We start from the raw sequence: 17,187 nt of genomic DNA, 5'->3' as shown, positions 1-17,187 counted from the left end.
AAGCCTTGCTCCCACAAGCCTTGCTCCCATAGCCTGTGGGAGAAAAGCTTGTGTGGGAGCAAGGCTTGCCCGCGATTATGAGCGCAGCGAATGCTTTTCAGGAAACCTGGACCCGACGTTTATCCGCCACCCAACTGCGCCCATACAGCACCACAATCGCCAGGATCGCCACCACTTGAGCGGCCAGCGAATAGGCATCGGCATGAATGCCCAGCCAGTCGAAGTCGAAGAACGCCACCGGATGGGTGCCGAAGATCCCGGCCTCCTGCAACGCCTTCACGCCGTGACCGGCAAATACCACCGACAGCGCGCACAGCAACGCGGCATTGATGCTGAAGAACAACGCCAGCGGCAATTTCGCCGAGCCGCGCAGGATCACCCAGGCCAGCCCCACCAGCAACACCAGCGCCGTCGCGCCACCGGCCAACACCGCGTTGTGCCCGGCGGGGCCCGCTTGCAGCCACAGGGTTTCGTAGAACAGGATCACTTCGAACAGTTCGCGATAGACCGAGAAGAACGCCAGGATCGCAAAACCAAAACGCCCACCGCCGCCCACCAGGCTGCTCTTGATGTAGTCCTGCCAGGCCGCTGCGTGGCGACGGTCGTGCATCCACACACCCAGCCACAGCACCATCACACTGGCGAACAACGCCGTCGCGCCTTCAAGCAGCTCGCGCTGGGCGCCGCTGACGTCGATCACATACGCCGCCAGCCCCCAGGTCGCCAGGCCAGCCAACAGCGCCAGGCCCCAACCAACGTTGACACTGCGCACCGCCGACTGCTGGCCGGTGTTACGCAGGAACGCCAGGATCGCCGCCAGCACTAGGATCGCTTCCAGCCCTTCGCGCAGCAGAATCAGCAACCCGGAAATGTAGCTCAGCGACCAGCTCAAGCCATCGCCGCCCAGCAAGCCGGCTGACTCCTTCAACTTGGCCTTGGCCGCGTCCAGGCGCTGTACCGCCTGCTCCACCGGCAAACCATCCTGCAACGACTGACGATAGGCCATCAGGGCCTTTTCGGTGTCCTTGCGCACGTTGGCATCGACGTTGTCCAGCGAGCTTTCCACCAGCTCGAAACCTTCCAGGTAAGCCGCTACCGACAGGTCGTAGGCCTGGTCATGGTCGCCTGCGCGATACGCCGCGATGCTTTTATCCAGGGTGGCGGCCGTGTAGTCGAGCAACTGCGCCGGGCCACGTTGCACCTGCGGCGGCTGGGCGCGCTGGGCACGGAATGTCGCCGCCGCTGCGGGGCCTTGCGCGGCGAGGACTTCGGCCGGGGTCTGGCGCGCCAGGTCAGCGAGGTTGAAGACCTGTTCACTTTTGGCGGCGGCCGGGTCGGCGCTGAAGCTGGCGATGTAGGTCGCCAGGTCCCAGCGTTGACGGTCGTCGAGCTGATCGGCGAAGGCCGGCATGTCGGTGCCTTCAATGCCCATGCCGACGGTGTTGTAGATCGCATAGAGACTCAGGCGGTCCAGGCGCTGGGCATCCCGCATGTTGGCGGGCGGCGGTTCCATGCCGACACCGGCTGGACCGTCGCCGGCACCGTTGGCCCCATGGCACACCGAGCAATTCTGGGCATACAGCGGCGCACCACGGGAGGGATCGGGGGTGATGACCGGCGCCTGGCTGACTTCATATGCCACCGCCAGCTTGGCCCCCAGTTGCCGCGCCAGGCGCGCGACATCGCCGCCCTCCTGGCGCTGGGTGATCGCACTGCGCAAGGTGCTGATGCCTTGGACCAGCTCAGTCTTTTCCGGCTTGGCCGGTAGCCCGGCGACCAACCCCTCCAGCACCTGGGTAAATTCCAGCTGCTCGCGATATTCCCCGTCGTCGATGACCTTGCCCGCCTCGACCGTCGCCGGGTAATCCGCCCCGATGTAATCCAGCAAATGCAGCGCCTGGGGGGCACTCTCGACGGTATCGGCCAGCAGCGAAGTGCTGCATAGCGCCAGCAATGGCAGCACAAGCCAGGCCAGGAAACGGAACGGCACAGTCATGAATGACTCTCGGTTGGTAATAAGAAGTAACACATTGTTCACTTCCAATGGCTTTGGCTCAAGGGCCGATGTGTTTCGGGGGCCGATTTTCATCGTATTTTCATGCTTTGGAGGTGATGTCACAAAAAAGGCATTTCGAGATTGAAAAGCCATTACATAGCCAAGCGCCATGTTTATAATCCCGCCGCCTTCTTATTATTAGACGGCATAAAAGCTCCTCTTTTTATGAGGAACCGGCAGCGTCCCGACGCTTGTCCGTGGGATCGCTCCAGCCCGACCCGCACACCCCGGCTGTTACTCAGGGAAGAAATGTTCATGGCATCCCGTGCCGTTTTTTCGGTCGCCCTCGGCGCGATCACCTTGTTGTCCGGCTGCTCGGCCTTTCGCAACTACGACAGCGAATTGGCCCAGACCAACCAGCAGTTGGCATCCGGCAACGTCGACGGCGCGCTGACCCTGCTGGAAAAGAACAACTCCAGCAAGGACAAAGACCTGCTGTACTACTTCGAGAAAGGTGAGTTGCTGCGCGCCAAGGGTGACTTGTCCGGCAGCCAGACAGCCTGGACCAGCGCCGACCAGCAGGTTGGCCAGTGGGAAGACGCGGTCAAGCTCGACACCGCCAAGTACCTGGCCCAGTTCGGCAGTTTCCTGGTCAACGATAAAGTCCGCCGCTACGAAGGCTACGACTACGAAAAGGTCATGCTGACCACGCAGATGGCCCTGAACCTGCTGGCGGTGAATGACTTCGACGGCGCGCGGACCCAGATCAAGAAGACCCACGAACGCGAAGCGGTGATCGCCGACCTGCGGGACAAGCAATACCTCAAGCGCGAGGAAGAAGCCGAGAAAGAAGGGGTCAAGACCGAATACAAGGACCTCCAGGGTTACCCGGTGGCCAGCCTCGACGCACCGGAAGTGGTCGGCCTCAAGAACAGTTACCAGAGCGCGTTCAGCCATTACCTGGCCGGCTTCGTCTACGAAGCCCTGGGTGAAAAAGACCTGGCCGCACCGGGTTATCGCAAGGCCGCCGAACTGCGTCCCAACACACCGTTGCTGGAGCAGGCCCTGCGCGACCTCGACAAACCCGCCAAGAGCGATGACAGCGACATCCTGATCGTGGTGCAGAGTGGCCTGGCACCGTCCCGGGACTCGATCCGCATTCCCCTGCCCTTGCCGATCAGCGGCAACCTGGTTATCACGCCGTTGTCGTTCCCGTTGATCAAGCCCGACACCTCCACTGCCACCTTCGGCCAGATCGGTGTGGACGGTCGTCAGTTGGACCTGACCCAGCTCAACAGCACCACTGCCATGTCCCGCCGGGCCCTGCGCGACGACATGCCGGGCATCATCCTGCGCACCACCGTGCGCGCCGTCAGCCGTGGCGTGGCACAAAAGCAGATCAACGAAACCAACCCCCTGGCCGGCCTGGCCGTGGGGCTCACCTCGGCGGTACTCGAAGGAGCCGACACCCGGACCTGGCGCACCCTGCCCGACTACACCCAGGTGGTGCGCCTGCGCCTGAAGAAAGGCGAGCATCAGGTCACCTTGCCAAGCTCGGTGGGCGGCTCGGTGGTCAAGGTCACCGTCGACCAGCGCTACCAGGTCATCACCCTGCGGGCGGTGGGTAACCAGGTGTTCGCCGGTGGCCTGGCTGCCCAGGTGATGCCAAGCGCCAACCCGACCGCCATTGCCCTCAAGCAACCTTAAGAACGGAGTCTTGTTCACATGCGTTTAAAACTGATCGCCATCGGCGCCCTGGCCTTGCTGGCCGGTTGCGCCACCCCGCCGCCACCGGAGCCGGGCAGCGCCGCCAGCAAGGTCGTGGCGATGGGCAAGACCAAGAACATCGTGGTCGGCGCCATGCGCGTGGCCCGGGAAAACGGCTACATGACCGTCAACGTGCAGCTGAGCAACACCAGCTACAACAACAAGACGATGTATTACCGCTTTGCCTGGCTGGGGTCGGAAGGCTTTCCGATCGCCGAGGAAGAAACCTGGAAAAGCCTGACGCTGTACGGCGAACAGACCAGCTTCCTGCCGGCCATCGCACCGACCTCCAAGGCGGTGGATTTCCGTTTGGAAATCAATACCCCTTGAGCCTGATCCCGGTCGGTCAAGCCAACACCAGACCTGTGGCGAGGGGATTTATCCCCGCTGGGCTGCGCAGCAGCCCTCAAACCGACGGACTCGGTATGTCAGGTAGATTTCATTCAGTTTTTTGGGGCTGCTACGCAGCCCAACGGGGATAAATCCCCTCGCCACAAAAACCCTTTATGCAGCAATTTGAGAGCACCCACATGTTTGTACGCATTTCCTCCCTCGCCCTCGCCGCCCTGCTGGTCAGCGGCTGTGCCAACAACTCGCCGGTCCTGGGCAACAAGAACATCAGCTACGGCGACACCAAGGCCGTGGAAACCGTGACCAACGAGTTCGGCTCCACCGACCTGCAAATGATCGCCGAGTCCATGACCCGCTCCCTGGCCCAGTCCGGCATCCTGCAGGGTCGCCCGGTGGTCCAGGTCTATGACGTGAAGAACAAGACCAGCGAATACATCGACACCCGTGAAATCACCACCAGCATCAAGACCCAACTGATGAAGACCGGCGCTGCCCGCTTCGCCAGCGACAACACCGCCATGGACAGCCAGGTCGACCAGCTCAAGTTGCAGAACCAGAGCGGCCTGTACAAGAAAAGCACCGTGGCCAAGACCGGTAACATGATTGCTGCCAAGTACCGTCTCGAAGGCTCCATCAGCTCGATCGTCAAGCGCAGCAGCGACTACAAGGACGTCTTCTACAAATTCAGCCTGCAATTGATCGACGTCGAAAGCGGTCTGGCCGAGTGGATGGACGAAAAAGAAATCCGCAAGACCACGGAGCGTTAAGCCATGCGCACATGGATAGGCATCATGGCCCTGGCCTGCGCATTTGGCGCGCAGGCGGCCCCGAAAGTCGCAGTGACCGACCTTGCGTACCAGGAGCGGGTGGAGGAATACATCCACACCGTTTCAGCGCAGAGCAACTTCCAGGCGAACCCCTACAGCGCCAGCGCCTCCTCGAGCTACGACGAGATGGAAGCCACCAGCAGCTACATCGAGCAGGGTGAACTGCGCAAGTTCACCGGCGACATCAAGGGCGAGATCCTGCGCAGCGGGATGTTCCAGCTGACCCAAGGCACGCCCTACACAGCGGCGTCCAAGGGCGACGTCTATGACGTGATCAAGCGCATCAAGGCCGGTAACTTCAAGGGTGCCGACTACGTGCTGTTCGGCACGGTGTCGGACATCGACTTCACCCGCGACATCAACGAGCTGGCCAATACCGACAGCTACTCGGCTGTGCTGGCGTTGACCCTGGTGGCGGACTTCAGCCTGATCAACACCAAGACCTACGAAATCACCTCGGCCTTTACGGCCATGGGCGAAGGCCAGGACACCAAGTTGATGAACCACCGGGACGTACGCATCAGCCTCAATCGTCCACGGGTGGTGCGCGAAGTGTCCAAGGCCCTGGGGGAAGACGTGGCGCGGCAACTGAGCGAACAGCTCGGCGGCCCGAGCTACCAACAACCCAGCGAACCGGTACAGCGCAATAACCTGCCTCGGGATACGGCGCCGGTGATTTTGCGCTGAATAGCTGAGCGAATGCTTGTGGGAGCAAGGCTTGCCCGCGATACAGGCGATGAGATCTTCCAGAAATCGAGTCGCCTGCATCGCGGGCAAGCCTTGCTCCCACAAAGTAACCTCGCCACAGGTTTTGCTTTACACCGCAGCCTTGCGAATCGTCGCAAGCAGCCCCGCCGCACCAATGAACATACCCGCAAAGGCACGGTTCATTCGCCGTTGCTGTTTCGGGGTGCGCAACAGCCGCAGGACTTTGGACGCCAGCCCGGTGTACCCGGCCATGACGATGAGATCGACGACGATCATGGTCACGCCCAGGATCAGGTATTGCTGGATCAACGGCGCATGGGGATTGATGAACTGCGGCAACACCGCCAGCATGAACACCAGCGCCTTGGGGTTGCTGACATTGACCAGAAAGCCGCGAAACACCAGCGCCAAGGGCTTGCCGATGGGCCGCGGGGCCGCGTCGTCAGTCATGTCAGCGGGAATTGCTCGCCACTGTTTGACACCCAGGTAGACCAGGTAGGCCACGCCGAACCACTTGATCGCATAGAACGCGGTGGCCGACGCCGTGAGAATCGCGCCAACCCCGGCGGCGACGACCACGATTTGCAACGCCAGGCCCAATTGCAGGCCCAAGGCGTTCCAGTAACCACGCCAGAAGCCGTATCGCAGCCCGCTGGACATCGATGCAATCGCGCCGGCACCCGGCGAAAGACTGATCACCCAGCACGCAGCGAAAAACGCCAGCCATGTTTCCAGCATCATTGCACTCCCCGGCCCGGATTCGTCGAAACGACTAAGCTAATGCGCCGCCAGGCCGTTGACCACCGTTTTTTGCACAAGCACTTAAGCCGGTATGAACCGTGGCGAGGGAGCTTGCTCCCGCTGGGCCGCATAGCGGCCCTATGCGTTATTCGACGAAACCACCCACCGGAAACGCCTCGCTGCCGCGCCAACGCCGCACCGAGCGCTGGAAGAACAGGCTGTTGGGCACTTGCACCATGGCGCTGCCGGTGCCGAGTTCCTCGGGTTCGATCAGCGTGGTGTACAGCAGGTTGATCGCTACCACGCGCCCCTTGATGCCGGGCTTGTCGGTGGTGTCCACCAACTCGACCACATCCCCCAGGCGAAACGGTCCGACGGTGTAGATCAAAACGGCGCAGAGCAGGTTCGACAGCACGCTCCAGATGGCAAAGAACGCCACCGCTGCCACCGCAACGAAGCCTGACAGTGCAGTCCACAGCACCGTGGCCGAGACGCCCAGGCGTTCGAGCACCACCAGCACGGCGCTGCCCATGATCAGCCAGCGCAGCACACCCCGCAGGATAATGACCAGTTGGGGTGGGAACGGGTAACGCTCACCCAGGCCGGTAAGGGTCCGCGCCACGACACGTTGCGCGACATAACCGGCCAGCAGGATCAGCAGGATTTGCACGCCCAGCCAGATCGGCTCGATCCACATGACGGGTATAGGCAACGCCAACGCTTCCATCAGGACAACGCCTCCAGCTCCGCTTGCAGATTTTCCAGCAGTTCCAGCGCTTGCATCCACGCCTCCTCGAGTTCCGCTTCCCGAACCTTCAGCTTGGCCTGCTCGGCCAACAGGTCGCGCAACTCATCCTTGCGCGCTGCCTCGTAGAGACCACTGTCGCCAAGGCTGGTTTCGATCTTTTGCAGTTTTTCATGCAGCTTGCCCAGCTCGGCTTCGAGCTTGTCGGCCTCACGCTTGTGCGGTGCCAGTTGCTGGCGCAATGCGGCGGCGGCCTGGCGCTGGGCTTTCTTGTCGGTCTTGTCCGGGTTGACCGGCGTGCTGCTGACCGGCGCGTTGCGCTGACGGTATTCCACCAGCCAACGGGCGTAGTCTTCCAGGTCGCCGTCGAACTCCTCGACCTTGCCGTCAGCCACCAGGAAGAAATTATCCGTGGTGCTCTTGAGCAAATGCCGATCGTGGGACACCACCAGCACCGCGCCACTGAATTCCTGCAAGGCCATGGTCAGGGCCAGGCGCATCTCCAGGTCCAGGTGGTTGGTCGGCTCGTCGAGCAGCAACAGGTTCGGCCGGCCCCAGGCGATCAACGCCAGCGCGAGGCGCGCCTTTTCGCCACCGGAGAAATTCAACACCGGTTCGTCGATGCGCGCCCCGCGGAAATCGAAACCGCCGAGGAAATCGCGCAGGACCTGCTCACGCTCGGTCGGTGCCAGGCGCTGCAGGTGCAACAGCGGGCTGGCCTTGGAATCCAGGGAGTCGAGCTGATGCTGGGCGAAATAGCCGACCACCGTGTTCTCGCCCCGGGTCAGGCGCCCGGCCAGAGGTTCGAGTTCGCCGGAAAGGTTCTTGATCAGGGTCGACTTACCGGCACCGTTGGGGCCCAGCAGACCGATCCGCGCACCCGGGGTCAGTTGCAGCTTGACCTTCTCCAGCACGGTCGTGTCGCCGTAGCCCAGGCGCGCGTCGGACAGGTCGATCAACGGGCTGGAAATCTTGGTCGATTCACGGAAGACAAAATCGAACGGCGAATCGACGTGGGCCGCCGACAACTCTTCCATCCGCTCCAGCGCCTTGATCCGGCTCTGGGCCTGGCGGGCCTTGGTGGCCTGGGCCTTGAAGCGGGCGATGTAGCTTTCCATGTGCGCACGTTGCGCCTGTTGCTTCTCGTAGGCCTGCTGTTGCTGGGCCAGGCGTTCGGCACGCGCGCGCTCGAAGGCGCTGTAGCCGCCGCGGTACAAGGTGAGCTTGCGCTGATCGACATGGGCCACGTGATCCACCACCGCGTCGAGGAAATCACGGTCGTGGGAAATCAGCAGCAGCGTGCCCGGGTAACTCTTGAGCCAGTCTTCGAGCCAGATGATGGCGTCGAGGTCCAAGTGGTTGGTCGGTTCATCGAGCAACAGCAGATCCGAAGGGCACATCAAGGCCTGGGCCAGGTTCAGGCGCATCCGCCAGCCACCGGAGAAGTCCCCGACCTGGCGATCCATCTGCTCATTGGTAAAGCCCAGGCCGGCGAGCAATTTGCGCGCACGGGCATCGGCGGTGTAGCCATCGGCACTGTCGAGTTCCGCGTGCAAGCGGGCCTGTGCGGCACCGTCATGGGCCGCTTCGGCCGCAGCCAGGTCACGTTGCACCTGGCGCAGGCGCAGGTCGCCATCAAGCACGTAGTCCACCGCCAGGCGCTCGAGGGTGTCGACCTCCTGGCGCATGTGGGCGATGCGCCAATCAGCCGGCAACAGGCAATCACCCGAGTCCGGGTGCAGCTCGCCTCGCAGCAAGGCGAACAGGCTCGATTTGCCGGCGCCGTTGGCACCGATGAGGCCGGCTTTGTGGCCGGCGTGCAGGGTCAGCTCGGCGTCTTCTAGCAGACGTTGCGGGCCACGCTGTAAAGTCAGGTTCTGAAGTCGGATCATAATGGCGGCGGAGTCTACCAGCTTCGCTCGCAACTGGCGCGAGTAGCACGATGTCCCCAGACCTGTGGAGCTTTTCCCTCGACCTCTATGCCAAGCCTGGCGTGGAGCCTGCCTGCCTGGCGTCACAAGACGCCGGCGCCAACGTCTGCCTGCTGCTGTGCGGCCTGTGGCTGGCGCAGCGCGGCGTGGCCTGCAATGAACACCGGCTGCAGCAGCTTCGACGATTGGCCGAGCCTTGGGATGCCGAGGTGGTGCGGCCACTGCGCACGCTTCGCCGCCAATGGAAAACCAGCGCCCTCCAGGACACGGCACTCGATAGCCTGCGCGAGCAGGTCAAGCAACTGGAGTTGGCCGCCGAACGGCAATTGCTGGAGCGATTGGAAGCGCTGGCCAAGGATTGGCCCGGGACACAACAGAACGATTCAGCGCAATGGCTGCAAGGGCTGGCGGCGAATGCCGGACCAGCGAGCCGCGACGCGCTGCATCAGCTGCGCGTCGCGGTGTCCGGCACTTAGGAAGCGCTGGTTGGGGTGCTGCTGCTCGGCGCAACGGCGGCGGATGGGCTGGTCGCCGCGGCCGGAGTGCTGGCGGTTGGAGCCGGTGCCGCGGTCGGAGCCGGTGTCGCTGGCTTGGCGGCTGGCGCAGTCGCAGGTTTTGCGGCGGCTGGCTTTTTCACGGCCGGTTTCGCTGCGGGCTTGGCGGCTGGTTTGGCGGCGGCAGGTTTGGCAGCCGTTGGCTTCGCAGCAGCAGGCTTGGCCGCAGCCGGTTTAGCAGCGGGTTTAGCCGCCGCTTTGGCAGCAACTGGCTTGGCAGCCGTTTTCGCAGCGGGCTTGGCCGCAGCCGTTTTGGTTGCCGCAGGCTTCGCTGCTGGTTTGGCAGCAGCAGGTTTAGCAGTGGCTTTTACCGCCGCTTTGGCAGCCGGTTTTGCGGCAGCGGTTTTCGTCGCGGCAGGTTTTGCAGCGGCGGGTTTAGCGGCAGGTTTGGCGACAGCTTTTGCCGCAGGTTTAGCAGCAGCTTTTACAGCGGGCTTGGCGGCAGCAGGTTTAGCGGCCGCCGTTTTTGCGGCAGGCTTGGCCGCCGCTTTGACGACTGGTTTTTTTGCCGCAGGTTTTGCAGCACTGGCAGCGACCGGTTTGGCAGCAGACTTGCTGGCAGTTTTGGCCGGTGCTTTCGCCGCAGGCTTGGCAGCGACTTTGGCCGCAGCTTTTGCCGCGACGGGTTTAGCCGCCGGCTTCTTGGCCGATACAGCGGCAGGCTTGGCAGCACGAAGCGTCAGCGCCTTGCCTGCGGCTTCTTGAACACGACCGACACCCTGGGCCAGTTTCAGGCTTTCCTGGGCATCACGCTTGAGTTGCAGAATGTAGGTGCGGGTCTCGGACTGACGATCCTTCAAGGCATCGAGCAGGTCTTCGAGTTCTTTCACGACCTCTTTGGCCTTGGCTTGTGCCTTGGCCTTGCCAGCGGTGGCTGCGTCTTGCAATTTGGTGCGCGACTTGTGCAGTTTTTCCTGCGCTTTGCCGCGTTGCTTTTCCAGTTTGGCGAGCAGTTTTTCAGCATCAGCCAGGGCTTGGGAGCAGGCATTTTCCAGATGTTCGAGCAAGCTGCCCGAGAGTTGTTGGAGCAAGTGCAACGGAGTGTTTACAGGCTTCTTGGTGGCCGACATGGTTTACCTCCTGACTGACGTGAGTGCGGCTCATACTAGACCTCTGCTTCAACCGCCGCTAGGGCATGTTGACAGTACACAAGACGTTGCGTTGCAAGGGACGAAAAATCTTCTGCGCCAGTGCCTTGGCAATCCACCTCTACAGAGATCGGCACTGGCATAATTCCTCGATTCGAGGCCGGAGAGCACACATGTCGCGTCACCTGTTTTTATTCCTGTGCATGGTTTGCTCCACGGTCCAGGCCGTTGAAAAAACCAGCGCAAACGATGCCCACGATTTGGCTTACAGCCTGGGCGCAAGCCTTGGCGAACGCCTGCGCCAGGACGTGCCGGACCTGCAGATCAAAGCCTTGGTCGAAGGTTTGCAGCAGGCCTACCTGGGCAAGCCGCTGGCCCTTGAGGACAAACGCATCGAACAGATCCTGGCCGAACACCAGGCGCAACTGAACTCGCAATCGACAACGCCGCAGATCGAAGCCGCATTGAAAACGGAGCAGAAATTTCTCAACGAAGAAAAGAACCGGCCCGGCGTCCAGCAACTCGCAGACGGCATCCTGCTGACCGAAATCAAGCCAGGCCATGGCGCGAAGGCCGGTCCTCACGGCAAGGTCCAGGTGCTGTACATCGGTCGATTGCCGGACGGCACCGTATTCGATTCCAACCACCAGGCGCAGTGGTTCAACCTCGACAGCGTGATTGACGGCTGGCGCAGTGCATTGCCGCAAATGCCGGTAGGCGCAAAATGGCGGCTGGTGATTCCATCGACCCTGGCCTATGGCGCCGAAGGGGCGGGAGATGTGATCCCGCCGTTCACGCCGCTGGTGTTTGAAATCGAGTTGCTGGGCGCGACGACCTGACGCCGACCCAATAAAAAACGGTGCGCAATGCGCACCGTTTTTTCATGACCGCGAAACCCTCAGGCCTGGACCGCGGCTTCTTCCTTGTGAGCGTTGTGCAGCACTTCGATCAGGCAGTCTTCCAGTTCGAAACGTTCGTGCAGCAAGCCGCCCAGCTCCTTGAATTTTTCCGCTACGCACTTGCCTTCATCGCACAGGTCGTTGAACGCCAGCAGCTTTTCGGTGATGACATCGATGCGCGGGTAGATCTGCTCGGCGAGCTCCAGGCCGCGCTTGTCGTTGAAGGCCTTGGCCTCGCCCGTCAGTTGTTCGTAGATCTCGAAATGACCGGCAGACACATAATCGACCAGCACACCGCAGAACTCCTGCAAGGGTTTGCGGCTTTCGCTCAGCGCTTCAGGCTTATCGCCGAGGGCATCATAGGCCCGAACCAGTTCGTGACGCTCCTGCAACCAGCGATCGATCAGCAGATGCACCCCACCCCAGCGTTCCTGAGCATTCTGACAACTTTCGAGCATGGTGATTTCTTCCCTTGTGAGTCATGCCACTCGCAGCCTGTGCACGCCTGATGACCAGGGACAAGCCAGACACAACATGATCGAGCGACACAATTCCAATAACACGTGCGGGCCAGATTATGCCCGCACGACAATGGCTTCAAGGTACGCAGGAGATAATGTTCATACAAGTGTTTAATCCACGGCCCGGAGCATCTGCGACGTATCGCCGCTGAGCGGTCGTACCAGAGCACTCCAGGCAAGGCGCAGTAGCAGATAGGTCATCGCGCTGGACACCGCGAGAAAAAACAACAGGCTCCATTCGGGGATACTCAGGTCGAACAGTGTCCAGGTGATATTCGCGCAATCGATGGCGCCGTCGAGGACACGATGCAACGCGCACCACCACGATTCCATCAGCTTGGGCTGGGCAATACAATCAGGAAACGGCTCGAACGAATGGCTTTGCATCAAGACCTGACGCCATGCCAGGGTCATTCCCCCCGCCGCAAAAACCAACCCTGCCGCACCATAGAAGAGACTGCCTCTTTGCCCTGGACCGTGTACGCATGCCACAAGGCTGTTCGCCAGGAACAGCATCAGGCACAACCGCTGCAAGACACACAGGCTGCAAGGTGTCAGGCCGACCGAATATTCCAGATAAGTACTGATGCCCAACGCCAGGGCTGCGGCGATGGAAGCCATGAGAAACAAGAAGCGTGAGCTGGCCAAAGACATGGCGGTTCCGTAACAGAAGAGACAAGCAGTTACGGTAGAGGAAAGCCCTCGGGCCTTTCAAGGCGGGCCAGCGCAGACACTTCACCGGGGGTGTAGGGAATTCCCGACAGGCCAAAGAGGATTCAGCGCGATGGGCTGTAGGACTTTACTGAGGCCATGACCAAAGCCCCAAAAACAAACGGGTATCACCAGTGGGAGCAAGGCTTGCCCGCGATGAAGACGACGCGGTCTTTCAGAAACCGAGGCGCCTGTTTCGCGAGCAAGCTTTGCTCCCACTCATGCAGGCGCGCCACAATAACTCATCTCAAGTGGACAACACCTGAGCCGGAACCGGCAACGGCGCGGCCAGCAAACGCTCATCCAACAGCCCCAGCCCCTCCTGGAACAACTGGTTGCTGCGCTCGGCATCGCCCAGTTGCGCCAGCAATCGCGCCAGTTCGGCACAGGCTTCGGGGTTGCGTTGGACGCGCAAGCTGCTTTCCAGATAGTCCCGCGCCTTGCCCCACAAACTGTTCTGCAGGCATAGGCGCCCCAGGGTCAGCAGCAGGCTTGGATCGGCCGGGTGGTCCTTGAGCCAACCTTCGGCCGCTTGCAACTGGCGGATCGGATCATTGCCACGCACCAATCCGTACAAGCGCGCCAGATGGCTGTCGTAGTGACGCTTGAGCGCACTTCGCAGTACCTCTTCGGCTTCGACCTGGGCCCCCAACTGACGCAATTGCTCGGCATAGGCCAGCACCAGCGCCGGCTCCTGGCGCTGCGCGGAGGTCAGTTGTTGCCAGGCGCGATTGAGCGACTGCAAGCCGACGCTGCCGTCCTCCTCGCGGTGGGCTGCCAGGCTGAGGTTTTCGCCCCAAGCGCGACGCTCCAGTTCAGCCAGTTCAGCCGGCGGCAGAACCTTGTCCTTGCGCAGTTCCGGCAACAGCCGGATGACCGCCGACCAGTCGCCGCGCTGCTGATGCAGTCGCTGCAGTTGGCGCAGGACCTGGACGTTATGGGGATGACGCTCATGCATGGCCTGCAGCGTGGTCAACGCGCCGTCGGTGTCGCCTCGGTCCGTCTGCAGTTGCGCGTGCGTCAGGGCAATGGCCAGTTCCGCCTGGGGCTGACGCTCCAGGGCGCGCTCGAGCAAACTGTCACTTTGTTCGTAAAGACCCTGTTCGTTGGCCGCGCGGGCGGCACCCATGTAATACAGCAGCGGCTGGCGCTCGGCTTCGGCGGCACGATGCAGGTGTCGCTGGGCACTGGCCCAGCGACCTTCGGCCAGGTCCAACTGGCCGTGTTCGATTGCCACTTGCACCCGCCGGCTGCGGTTGCGCCGCGACCACGGGTTGACCACGCCGCTGGACGTAGTCACCAGCCCGATCAGCGCCCGCAGGCCTCGCCACACCAGCCAGAGCACCACCACCAGCGCCAGGGTGACCCACAGGCCCGCTTCATAACGGAAGTTCTTGTACGCCACCAGCACGTAACCCGAATGCTCGGCAATCGCCACGCCCAGCAAGGCAGCGGCAGCGATGACCACGAACAGAATCACGTAGAGACGCTTCATGGCGTGGCCTCCTGCGCGCCAGGCGCGGGCAGCGGCTTGACCGATTCCTGGGCATTGAGGTTGCGGCGCTCAAGGTAAGCCTGGACGCTGCTCAGCGTGCCCGTCAGGTCCGGGGTGACCACCGTCACCGGCTGCTTGGACAGCTCACCCACGCGTTCGAGCATGATCTTGCTTTGCGGATTGTCCTGGTTGAAGTTGTTCTTCAACACGTCTCGGGCTTCAGTCAGCGCCTGGGTGTACACCGGCGCCTGACCATTGAGAGCGGCCCATTGCGCCTGCTCCAGCGCCAGGCTCAAGGCCAGGCGCACTTGCACAAGGCTTTGCCCGGCCAGCAGCGGACGAACATTTTCATCGGCGTTGAAGTCGATACGGATATAGCGCGAGATCTGGTCCCACCACTGTGCCCAACGACTGGCACCATCGCCATCGGCGGTCAGGCCCAAAAGCGACTCTCCACGGTCCTTGTACTCGGGCGCCAGCTCGGTCAGTTCCAGGACCTGGTCACGCAAGGCGCCCAGTTGCAGGAACAGCCCCGTGCGATCCGGTTGTTCGGTGCTGCGTAACGCGGCGAGGGTCTTGGCCAGTTGCTCGCGGGCGGCGAACGAACCGGGGTCGTTCTGCTCGCGCAGGATTTCATCAGCGCCCTGCACCAGCGCCTGGGCACTGTTGATGTCTTGCAGGGCGGAAAGACGCAGGCTGGCCAGGCGCAACAAGTGCTCGGCCTCCGCCAGGCGCCAATCCTTGCGGCTGGCACCGAGCACGGTCTCCAGGCGCTGGTTCAGATGCTGCTGGTCACTTTGCAACTGGGCCACCAGGCGCCGCCGCTCCTCCAGCTCTTCGGCCGGGGGCAATTGCGCCAGGCGCTCGCTCAGGCGTTGCTCGTTGAGCTTGAGGCTCTGGGCCTGGTCATTCAGTGCCTGGACCTGGGCGGACTGCTGCTGGTTATTGGTTTGCAGGTGACGCACCTGCCAAACGCCCCAACCGCCTACGGCGACACCGGCGGCGCCGAGCAGCAAGGCAACAACGGCCAGCCCGTTGCCGCGACGCGGCACCACTGGGGGCGGGGTTTCAACCGGCGCATCGATCGCTGGCTGGTCTAGATCTTCTTTTGGCAAGGCTGTTTCGCTCACGTATCCATCCTTTGCATTAGAAAACGGCACGGAGTGTTCCCGTAACGCCGCCAGCAAAGCCGCAGCATTGGCACCACGGCAATCCACAACTGTTCGGGCCCCGGCGGCACGGGCCATCTCGGCAACCCTTGGGCTTGGAACAAACAACGGTAACCGCGCCAGGGCCGGCCACGCATCGCCGGCCAGCCGCTGCAGATGCTCGAAGCCCTGCCCACTGCTGACCACCAGTGCGTTCAAGCGTTCCGCTTCGACTTTCGCCGGCAACACCCCTTCGCCGTAATCAGGCAAGTGGCGGCGGTACAATTCCAGATAATCGACACTAGCACCTTGCTCGCGCAAACGCTCTGCCAGCAAGCCACGCCCGCCTGCACCCCGAACGATCAACACCTTGGGGTCGGGCCGCGCAACAGCCTGGCGCAAGACCAAGTGCTCCAGCAAGGCTTCGCTGTCATCGCCGTTATCGGGATAAAACACCGTGAGGCCGGCATCGCTGAGAATCTGTCCGGTGGCCGCACCCACGCTGAACCAGGGTTGGTCTGGAGGCTGGGGCCAGTATTGGCGCAACAACTCGACGCACAGGCGTGCGGCAGGTTTGCTGACGACGATCACGGCAGAGTATTGGTCCAGCGCCTGGAATATCGCCCGCCCGGCATCGGACAGCGGGACCGGCTCGATATCCAGCAAGGGCAGGCTGCTGCTGTAGACCCCCGCTTCGGCCAGGACAGCCGCCAGCGCCGAGGACTCGTCCGCCGGCCGGGTGAGCAGCAGCCGCCAGCCCGTCACGCGTGGCCGGCCTCGCCGTAGACGGCCTTGAGGATGTCGGCAGCACCCTGGCTCAGCAGGTCCTCGGCCACCCGCACGCCCAACGCCTCGGCATCGTGGCGCGGTGCCCGGGCCTCGGCGCTGAGCAGCCGACCACCGTTGGGATCCCCCACCAGGCCGCGCAACCAGACCTTTTCGCCTTCCAGCACGGCGTAACAGGCGATCGGCACTTGGCAACCGCCATTGAGGTGTTTGTTGAGGGCGCGCTCGGCGAATACCCGCGTAGCGGTGTCTTCATGGTGCAGCGGCGCCAGCAAGGCGTGGATGTCGCTGTCGGCGCTGCGGCACTCGATACCCACCGCCCCTTGCCCACCGGCCGGCAGGCTGTCGTCAACGCTGATGGCCGAGGTGATGCGATCTTCGAAGCCCAGCCGGATCAGGCCGGCGGCGGCGAGGATGATCGCGTCGTACTCACCGGCATCGAGCTTGGCCAGGCGCGTATTGACGTTACCGCGCAGGAAACGGATTTGCAGGTCCGGGCGGCGAGTCAGCAACTGTGCCTGGCGACGCAGGCTGGAAGTGCCGACCACGCTCCCGGCAGGCAGTGCTTCAAGACTGGAAAACGTGTTGGAGACGAACGCATCGCGTGGGTCTTCCCGCTCGCAGATGCAGAACAGGCCCAGGCCTTCGGGGAAGTCCATGGGCACGTCTTTCATCGAATGCACGGCGATGTCGGCTTCGTTGTCCAGCAACGCGGTTTCCAGCTCCTTGACGAACAGGCCCTTGCCGCCGATCTTCGACAGCGGCGAGTCCAGCAGCTTGTCACCGCGACTGACCATGGGCACCAGGGTCACGATCAGGCCTGGATGGGCCGCTTCCAGGCGGGCTTTGACGTATTCGGCCTGCCAGAGGGCCAGGGCACTTTTACGGGTGGCGATGCGGATCTCGCGAGGGGACATGG

16 protein-coding genes and 1 pseudogene are annotated in these 17,187 nt (G+C 62.4%); 6 read left to right on the top strand and 11 right to left on the bottom strand.

Annotation, left to right across the window (positions count from 1 at the left end):
• Positions 1 to 97 precede the first annotated feature (97 nt).
• On the bottom strand, positions 98 to 1,996 hold the full coding sequence (locus tag B0E42_RS20925) for an FTR1 family protein (RefSeq protein WP_077507216.1): 1,899 nt from the start codon (positions 1,994 to 1,996) through the stop codon (positions 98 to 100).
• Between the two features lie 315 nt (positions 1,997 to 2,311).
• Between B0E42_RS20925 and B0E42_RS20920 the strand changes: the two genes are divergently transcribed.
• The 4 genes from B0E42_RS20920 to B0E42_RS20905 all read left to right on the top strand — a co-directional run bounded on the left by B0E42_RS20920 (position 2,312) and on the right by B0E42_RS20905 (position 5,628).
• Positions 2,312 to 3,703: a COG3014 family protein gene (locus B0E42_RS20920; protein WP_033062779.1), complete on the top strand. Its 1,392-nt coding sequence runs from the start codon at positions 2,312 to 2,314 to the stop codon at positions 3,701 to 3,703.
• 18 nt (positions 3,704 to 3,721) lie between these two features.
• Positions 3,722 to 4,093, top strand: coding sequence for a YcfL family protein (locus B0E42_RS20915; RefSeq protein ID WP_077507215.1), 372 nt, complete (start codon positions 3,722 to 3,724; stop codon positions 4,091 to 4,093).
• Between the two features lie 200 nt (positions 4,094 to 4,293).
• The gene (gene lpoB / locus B0E42_RS20910; protein ID WP_003177333.1) at positions 4,294 to 4,881 is read left to right on the top strand and encodes a penicillin-binding protein activator LpoB; all 588 of its coding nucleotides are present in this window, start codon (positions 4,294 to 4,296) and stop codon (positions 4,879 to 4,881) included.
• Positions 4,882 to 4,884: 3 nt separating this feature from the next.
• Positions 4,885 to 5,628, top strand: a complete 744-nt coding sequence (locus B0E42_RS20905) for a hypothetical protein (protein ID WP_033062772.1) — start codon at positions 4,885 to 4,887, stop codon at positions 5,626 to 5,628.
• Between the two features lie 129 nt (positions 5,629 to 5,757).
• Here the strand turns inward: B0E42_RS20905 and rhtB are convergent, their stop codons facing one another.
• From rhtB to B0E42_RS20890, 3 genes are all read right to left on the bottom strand, one after another.
• Complete coding sequence (gene rhtB, locus B0E42_RS20900) at positions 5,758 to 6,390, bottom strand: homoserine/homoserine lactone efflux protein (RefSeq protein WP_033062773.1); 633 nt, start codon at positions 6,388 to 6,390, stop codon at positions 5,758 to 5,760.
• A 145-nt stretch (positions 6,391 to 6,535) separates the two neighbouring features.
• Positions 6,536 to 7,117 (bottom strand): mechanosensitive ion channel family protein, encoded by a 582-nt coding sequence (locus tag B0E42_RS20895; RefSeq protein WP_024619577.1) that lies wholly within the window; start codon positions 7,115 to 7,117, stop codon positions 6,536 to 6,538.
• Positions 7,117 to 9,027: an ATP-binding cassette domain-containing protein gene (locus B0E42_RS20890; RefSeq protein ID WP_077507214.1), complete on the bottom strand. Its 1,911-nt coding sequence runs from the start codon at positions 9,025 to 9,027 to the stop codon at positions 7,117 to 7,119. Before B0E42_RS20890 ends, B0E42_RS20895 begins: the two co-directional genes overlap by 1 nt.
• Positions 9,028 to 9,077: 50 nt before the next feature.
• On the opposite strand from B0E42_RS20890, the gene B0E42_RS20885 reads away from it, so the two are divergent.
• Positions 9,078 to 9,542, top strand: coding sequence for a TIGR02444 family protein (locus B0E42_RS20885; RefSeq protein ID WP_053182947.1), 465 nt, complete (start codon positions 9,078 to 9,080; stop codon positions 9,540 to 9,542).
• Here the strand turns inward: B0E42_RS20885 and B0E42_RS20880 are convergent.
• Entirely contained in the window at positions 9,539 to 10,690 is a 1,152-nt protein-coding gene (locus B0E42_RS20880; protein ID WP_053182950.1) for an AlgP family protein, read from the bottom strand. The genes B0E42_RS20885 and B0E42_RS20880 overlap by 4 nt on opposite strands.
• 191 nt (positions 10,691 to 10,881) lie before the next feature.
• On the opposite strand from B0E42_RS20880, the gene B0E42_RS20870 reads away from it, so the two are divergent.
• Positions 10,882 to 11,547, top strand: a complete 666-nt coding sequence (locus B0E42_RS20870) for an FKBP-type peptidyl-prolyl cis-trans isomerase (RefSeq protein WP_077507212.1) — start codon at positions 10,882 to 10,884, stop codon at positions 11,545 to 11,547.
• Positions 11,548 to 11,606: 59 nt separating this feature from the next.
• Here the strand turns inward: B0E42_RS20870 and B0E42_RS20865 are convergent, their stop codons facing one another.
• From B0E42_RS20865 to hemC, 6 genes and pseudogenes are all read right to left on the bottom strand, one after another.
• Positions 11,607 to 12,065, bottom strand: coding sequence for an Rsd/AlgQ family anti-sigma factor (locus B0E42_RS20865; RefSeq protein ID WP_003206770.1), 459 nt, complete (start codon positions 12,063 to 12,065; stop codon positions 11,607 to 11,609).
• Between the two features lie 174 nt (positions 12,066 to 12,239).
• Positions 12,240 to 12,782 (bottom strand): disulfide bond formation protein B, encoded by a 543-nt coding sequence (locus B0E42_RS20860; RefSeq protein WP_053190068.1) that lies wholly within the window; start codon positions 12,780 to 12,782, stop codon positions 12,240 to 12,242.
• Positions 12,783 to 13,086: 304 nt separating this feature from the next.
• The gene (locus B0E42_RS20855; protein ID WP_024618148.1) at positions 13,087 to 14,334 is read right to left on the bottom strand and encodes a heme biosynthesis protein HemY; all 1,248 of its coding nucleotides are present in this window, start codon (positions 14,332 to 14,334) and stop codon (positions 13,087 to 13,089) included.
• Positions 14,331 to 15,464: a uroporphyrinogen-III C-methyltransferase gene (locus B0E42_RS31550; protein ID WP_029866858.1), complete on the bottom strand. Its 1,134-nt coding sequence runs from the start codon at positions 15,462 to 15,464 to the stop codon at positions 14,331 to 14,333. The genes B0E42_RS20855 and B0E42_RS31550 overlap by 4 nt, the downstream gene beginning before the upstream one ends.
• A 36-nt stretch (positions 15,465 to 15,500) precedes the next feature.
• Positions 15,501 to 16,247, bottom strand: a pseudogene (locus tag B0E42_RS31545) (uroporphyrinogen-III synthase); the annotation flags it as partial.
• A complete protein-coding gene (gene hemC, locus B0E42_RS20845; RefSeq protein WP_077507210.1) occupies positions 16,244 to 17,185 on the bottom strand; it encodes a hydroxymethylbilane synthase in 942 nt (313 codons plus the stop codon). The gene hemC and the pseudogene B0E42_RS31545, both read right to left, overlap by 4 nt.
• Between the last annotated feature and the right edge of the window lie 2 nt (positions 17,186 to 17,187).

This window comes from Pseudomonas sp. A25(2017) (genome assembly GCF_002001065.1).
Lineage (GTDB): Bacteria > Pseudomonadota > Gammaproteobacteria > Pseudomonadales > Pseudomonadaceae > Aquipseudomonas > Aquipseudomonas kilonensis.
This window is presented reverse-complemented; position numbering and strand designations above follow the sequence as displayed.

Excerpts from the sequence above, each read along its gene's own strand:
- B0E42_RS20925 (WP_077507216.1), bottom strand. The coding sequence starts at position 1,996 with ATGACTGTGCCGTTCCGTTTCCTGGCCTGGCTTGTGCTGCCATTGCTG.
- B0E42_RS20920 (WP_033062779.1), top strand. The coding sequence starts at position 2,312 with ATGGCATCCCGTGCCGTTTTTTCGGTCGCCCTCGGCGCGATCACCTTG.
- B0E42_RS20915 (WP_077507215.1), top strand. The coding sequence starts at position 3,722 with ATGCGTTTAAAACTGATCGCCATCGGCGCCCTGGCCTTGCTGGCCGGT.
- lpoB (WP_003177333.1), top strand. The coding sequence starts at position 4,294 with ATGTTTGTACGCATTTCCTCCCTCGCCCTCGCCGCCCTGCTGGTCAGC.
- B0E42_RS20905 (WP_033062772.1), top strand. The coding sequence starts at position 4,885 with ATGCGCACATGGATAGGCATCATGGCCCTGGCCTGCGCATTTGGCGCG.
- rhtB (WP_033062773.1), bottom strand. The coding sequence starts at position 6,390 with ATGATGCTGGAAACATGGCTGGCGTTTTTCGCTGCGTGCTGGGTGATC.
- B0E42_RS20895 (WP_024619577.1), bottom strand. The coding sequence starts at position 7,117 with ATGGAAGCGTTGGCGTTGCCTATACCCGTCATGTGGATCGAGCCGATC.
- B0E42_RS20890 (WP_077507214.1), bottom strand. The coding sequence starts at position 9,027 with ATGATCCGACTTCAGAACCTGACTTTACAGCGTGGCCCGCAACGTCTG.
- B0E42_RS20885 (WP_053182947.1), top strand. The coding sequence starts at position 9,078 with ATGTCCCCAGACCTGTGGAGCTTTTCCCTCGACCTCTATGCCAAGCCT.
- B0E42_RS20880 (WP_053182950.1), bottom strand. The coding sequence starts at position 10,690 with ATGTCGGCCACCAAGAAGCCTGTAAACACTCCGTTGCACTTGCTCCAA.
- B0E42_RS20870 (WP_077507212.1), top strand. The coding sequence starts at position 10,882 with ATGTCGCGTCACCTGTTTTTATTCCTGTGCATGGTTTGCTCCACGGTC.
- B0E42_RS20865 (WP_003206770.1), bottom strand. The coding sequence starts at position 12,065 with ATGCTCGAAAGTTGTCAGAATGCTCAGGAACGCTGGGGTGGGGTGCAT.
- B0E42_RS20860 (WP_053190068.1), bottom strand. The coding sequence starts at position 12,782 with ATGTCTTTGGCCAGCTCACGCTTCTTGTTTCTCATGGCTTCCATCGCC.
- B0E42_RS20855 (WP_024618148.1), bottom strand. The coding sequence starts at position 14,334 with ATGAAGCGTCTCTACGTGATTCTGTTCGTGGTCATCGCTGCCGCTGCC.
- hemC (WP_077507210.1), bottom strand. The coding sequence starts at position 17,185 with ATGTCCCCTCGCGAGATCCGCATCGCCACCCGTAAAAGTGCCCTGGCC.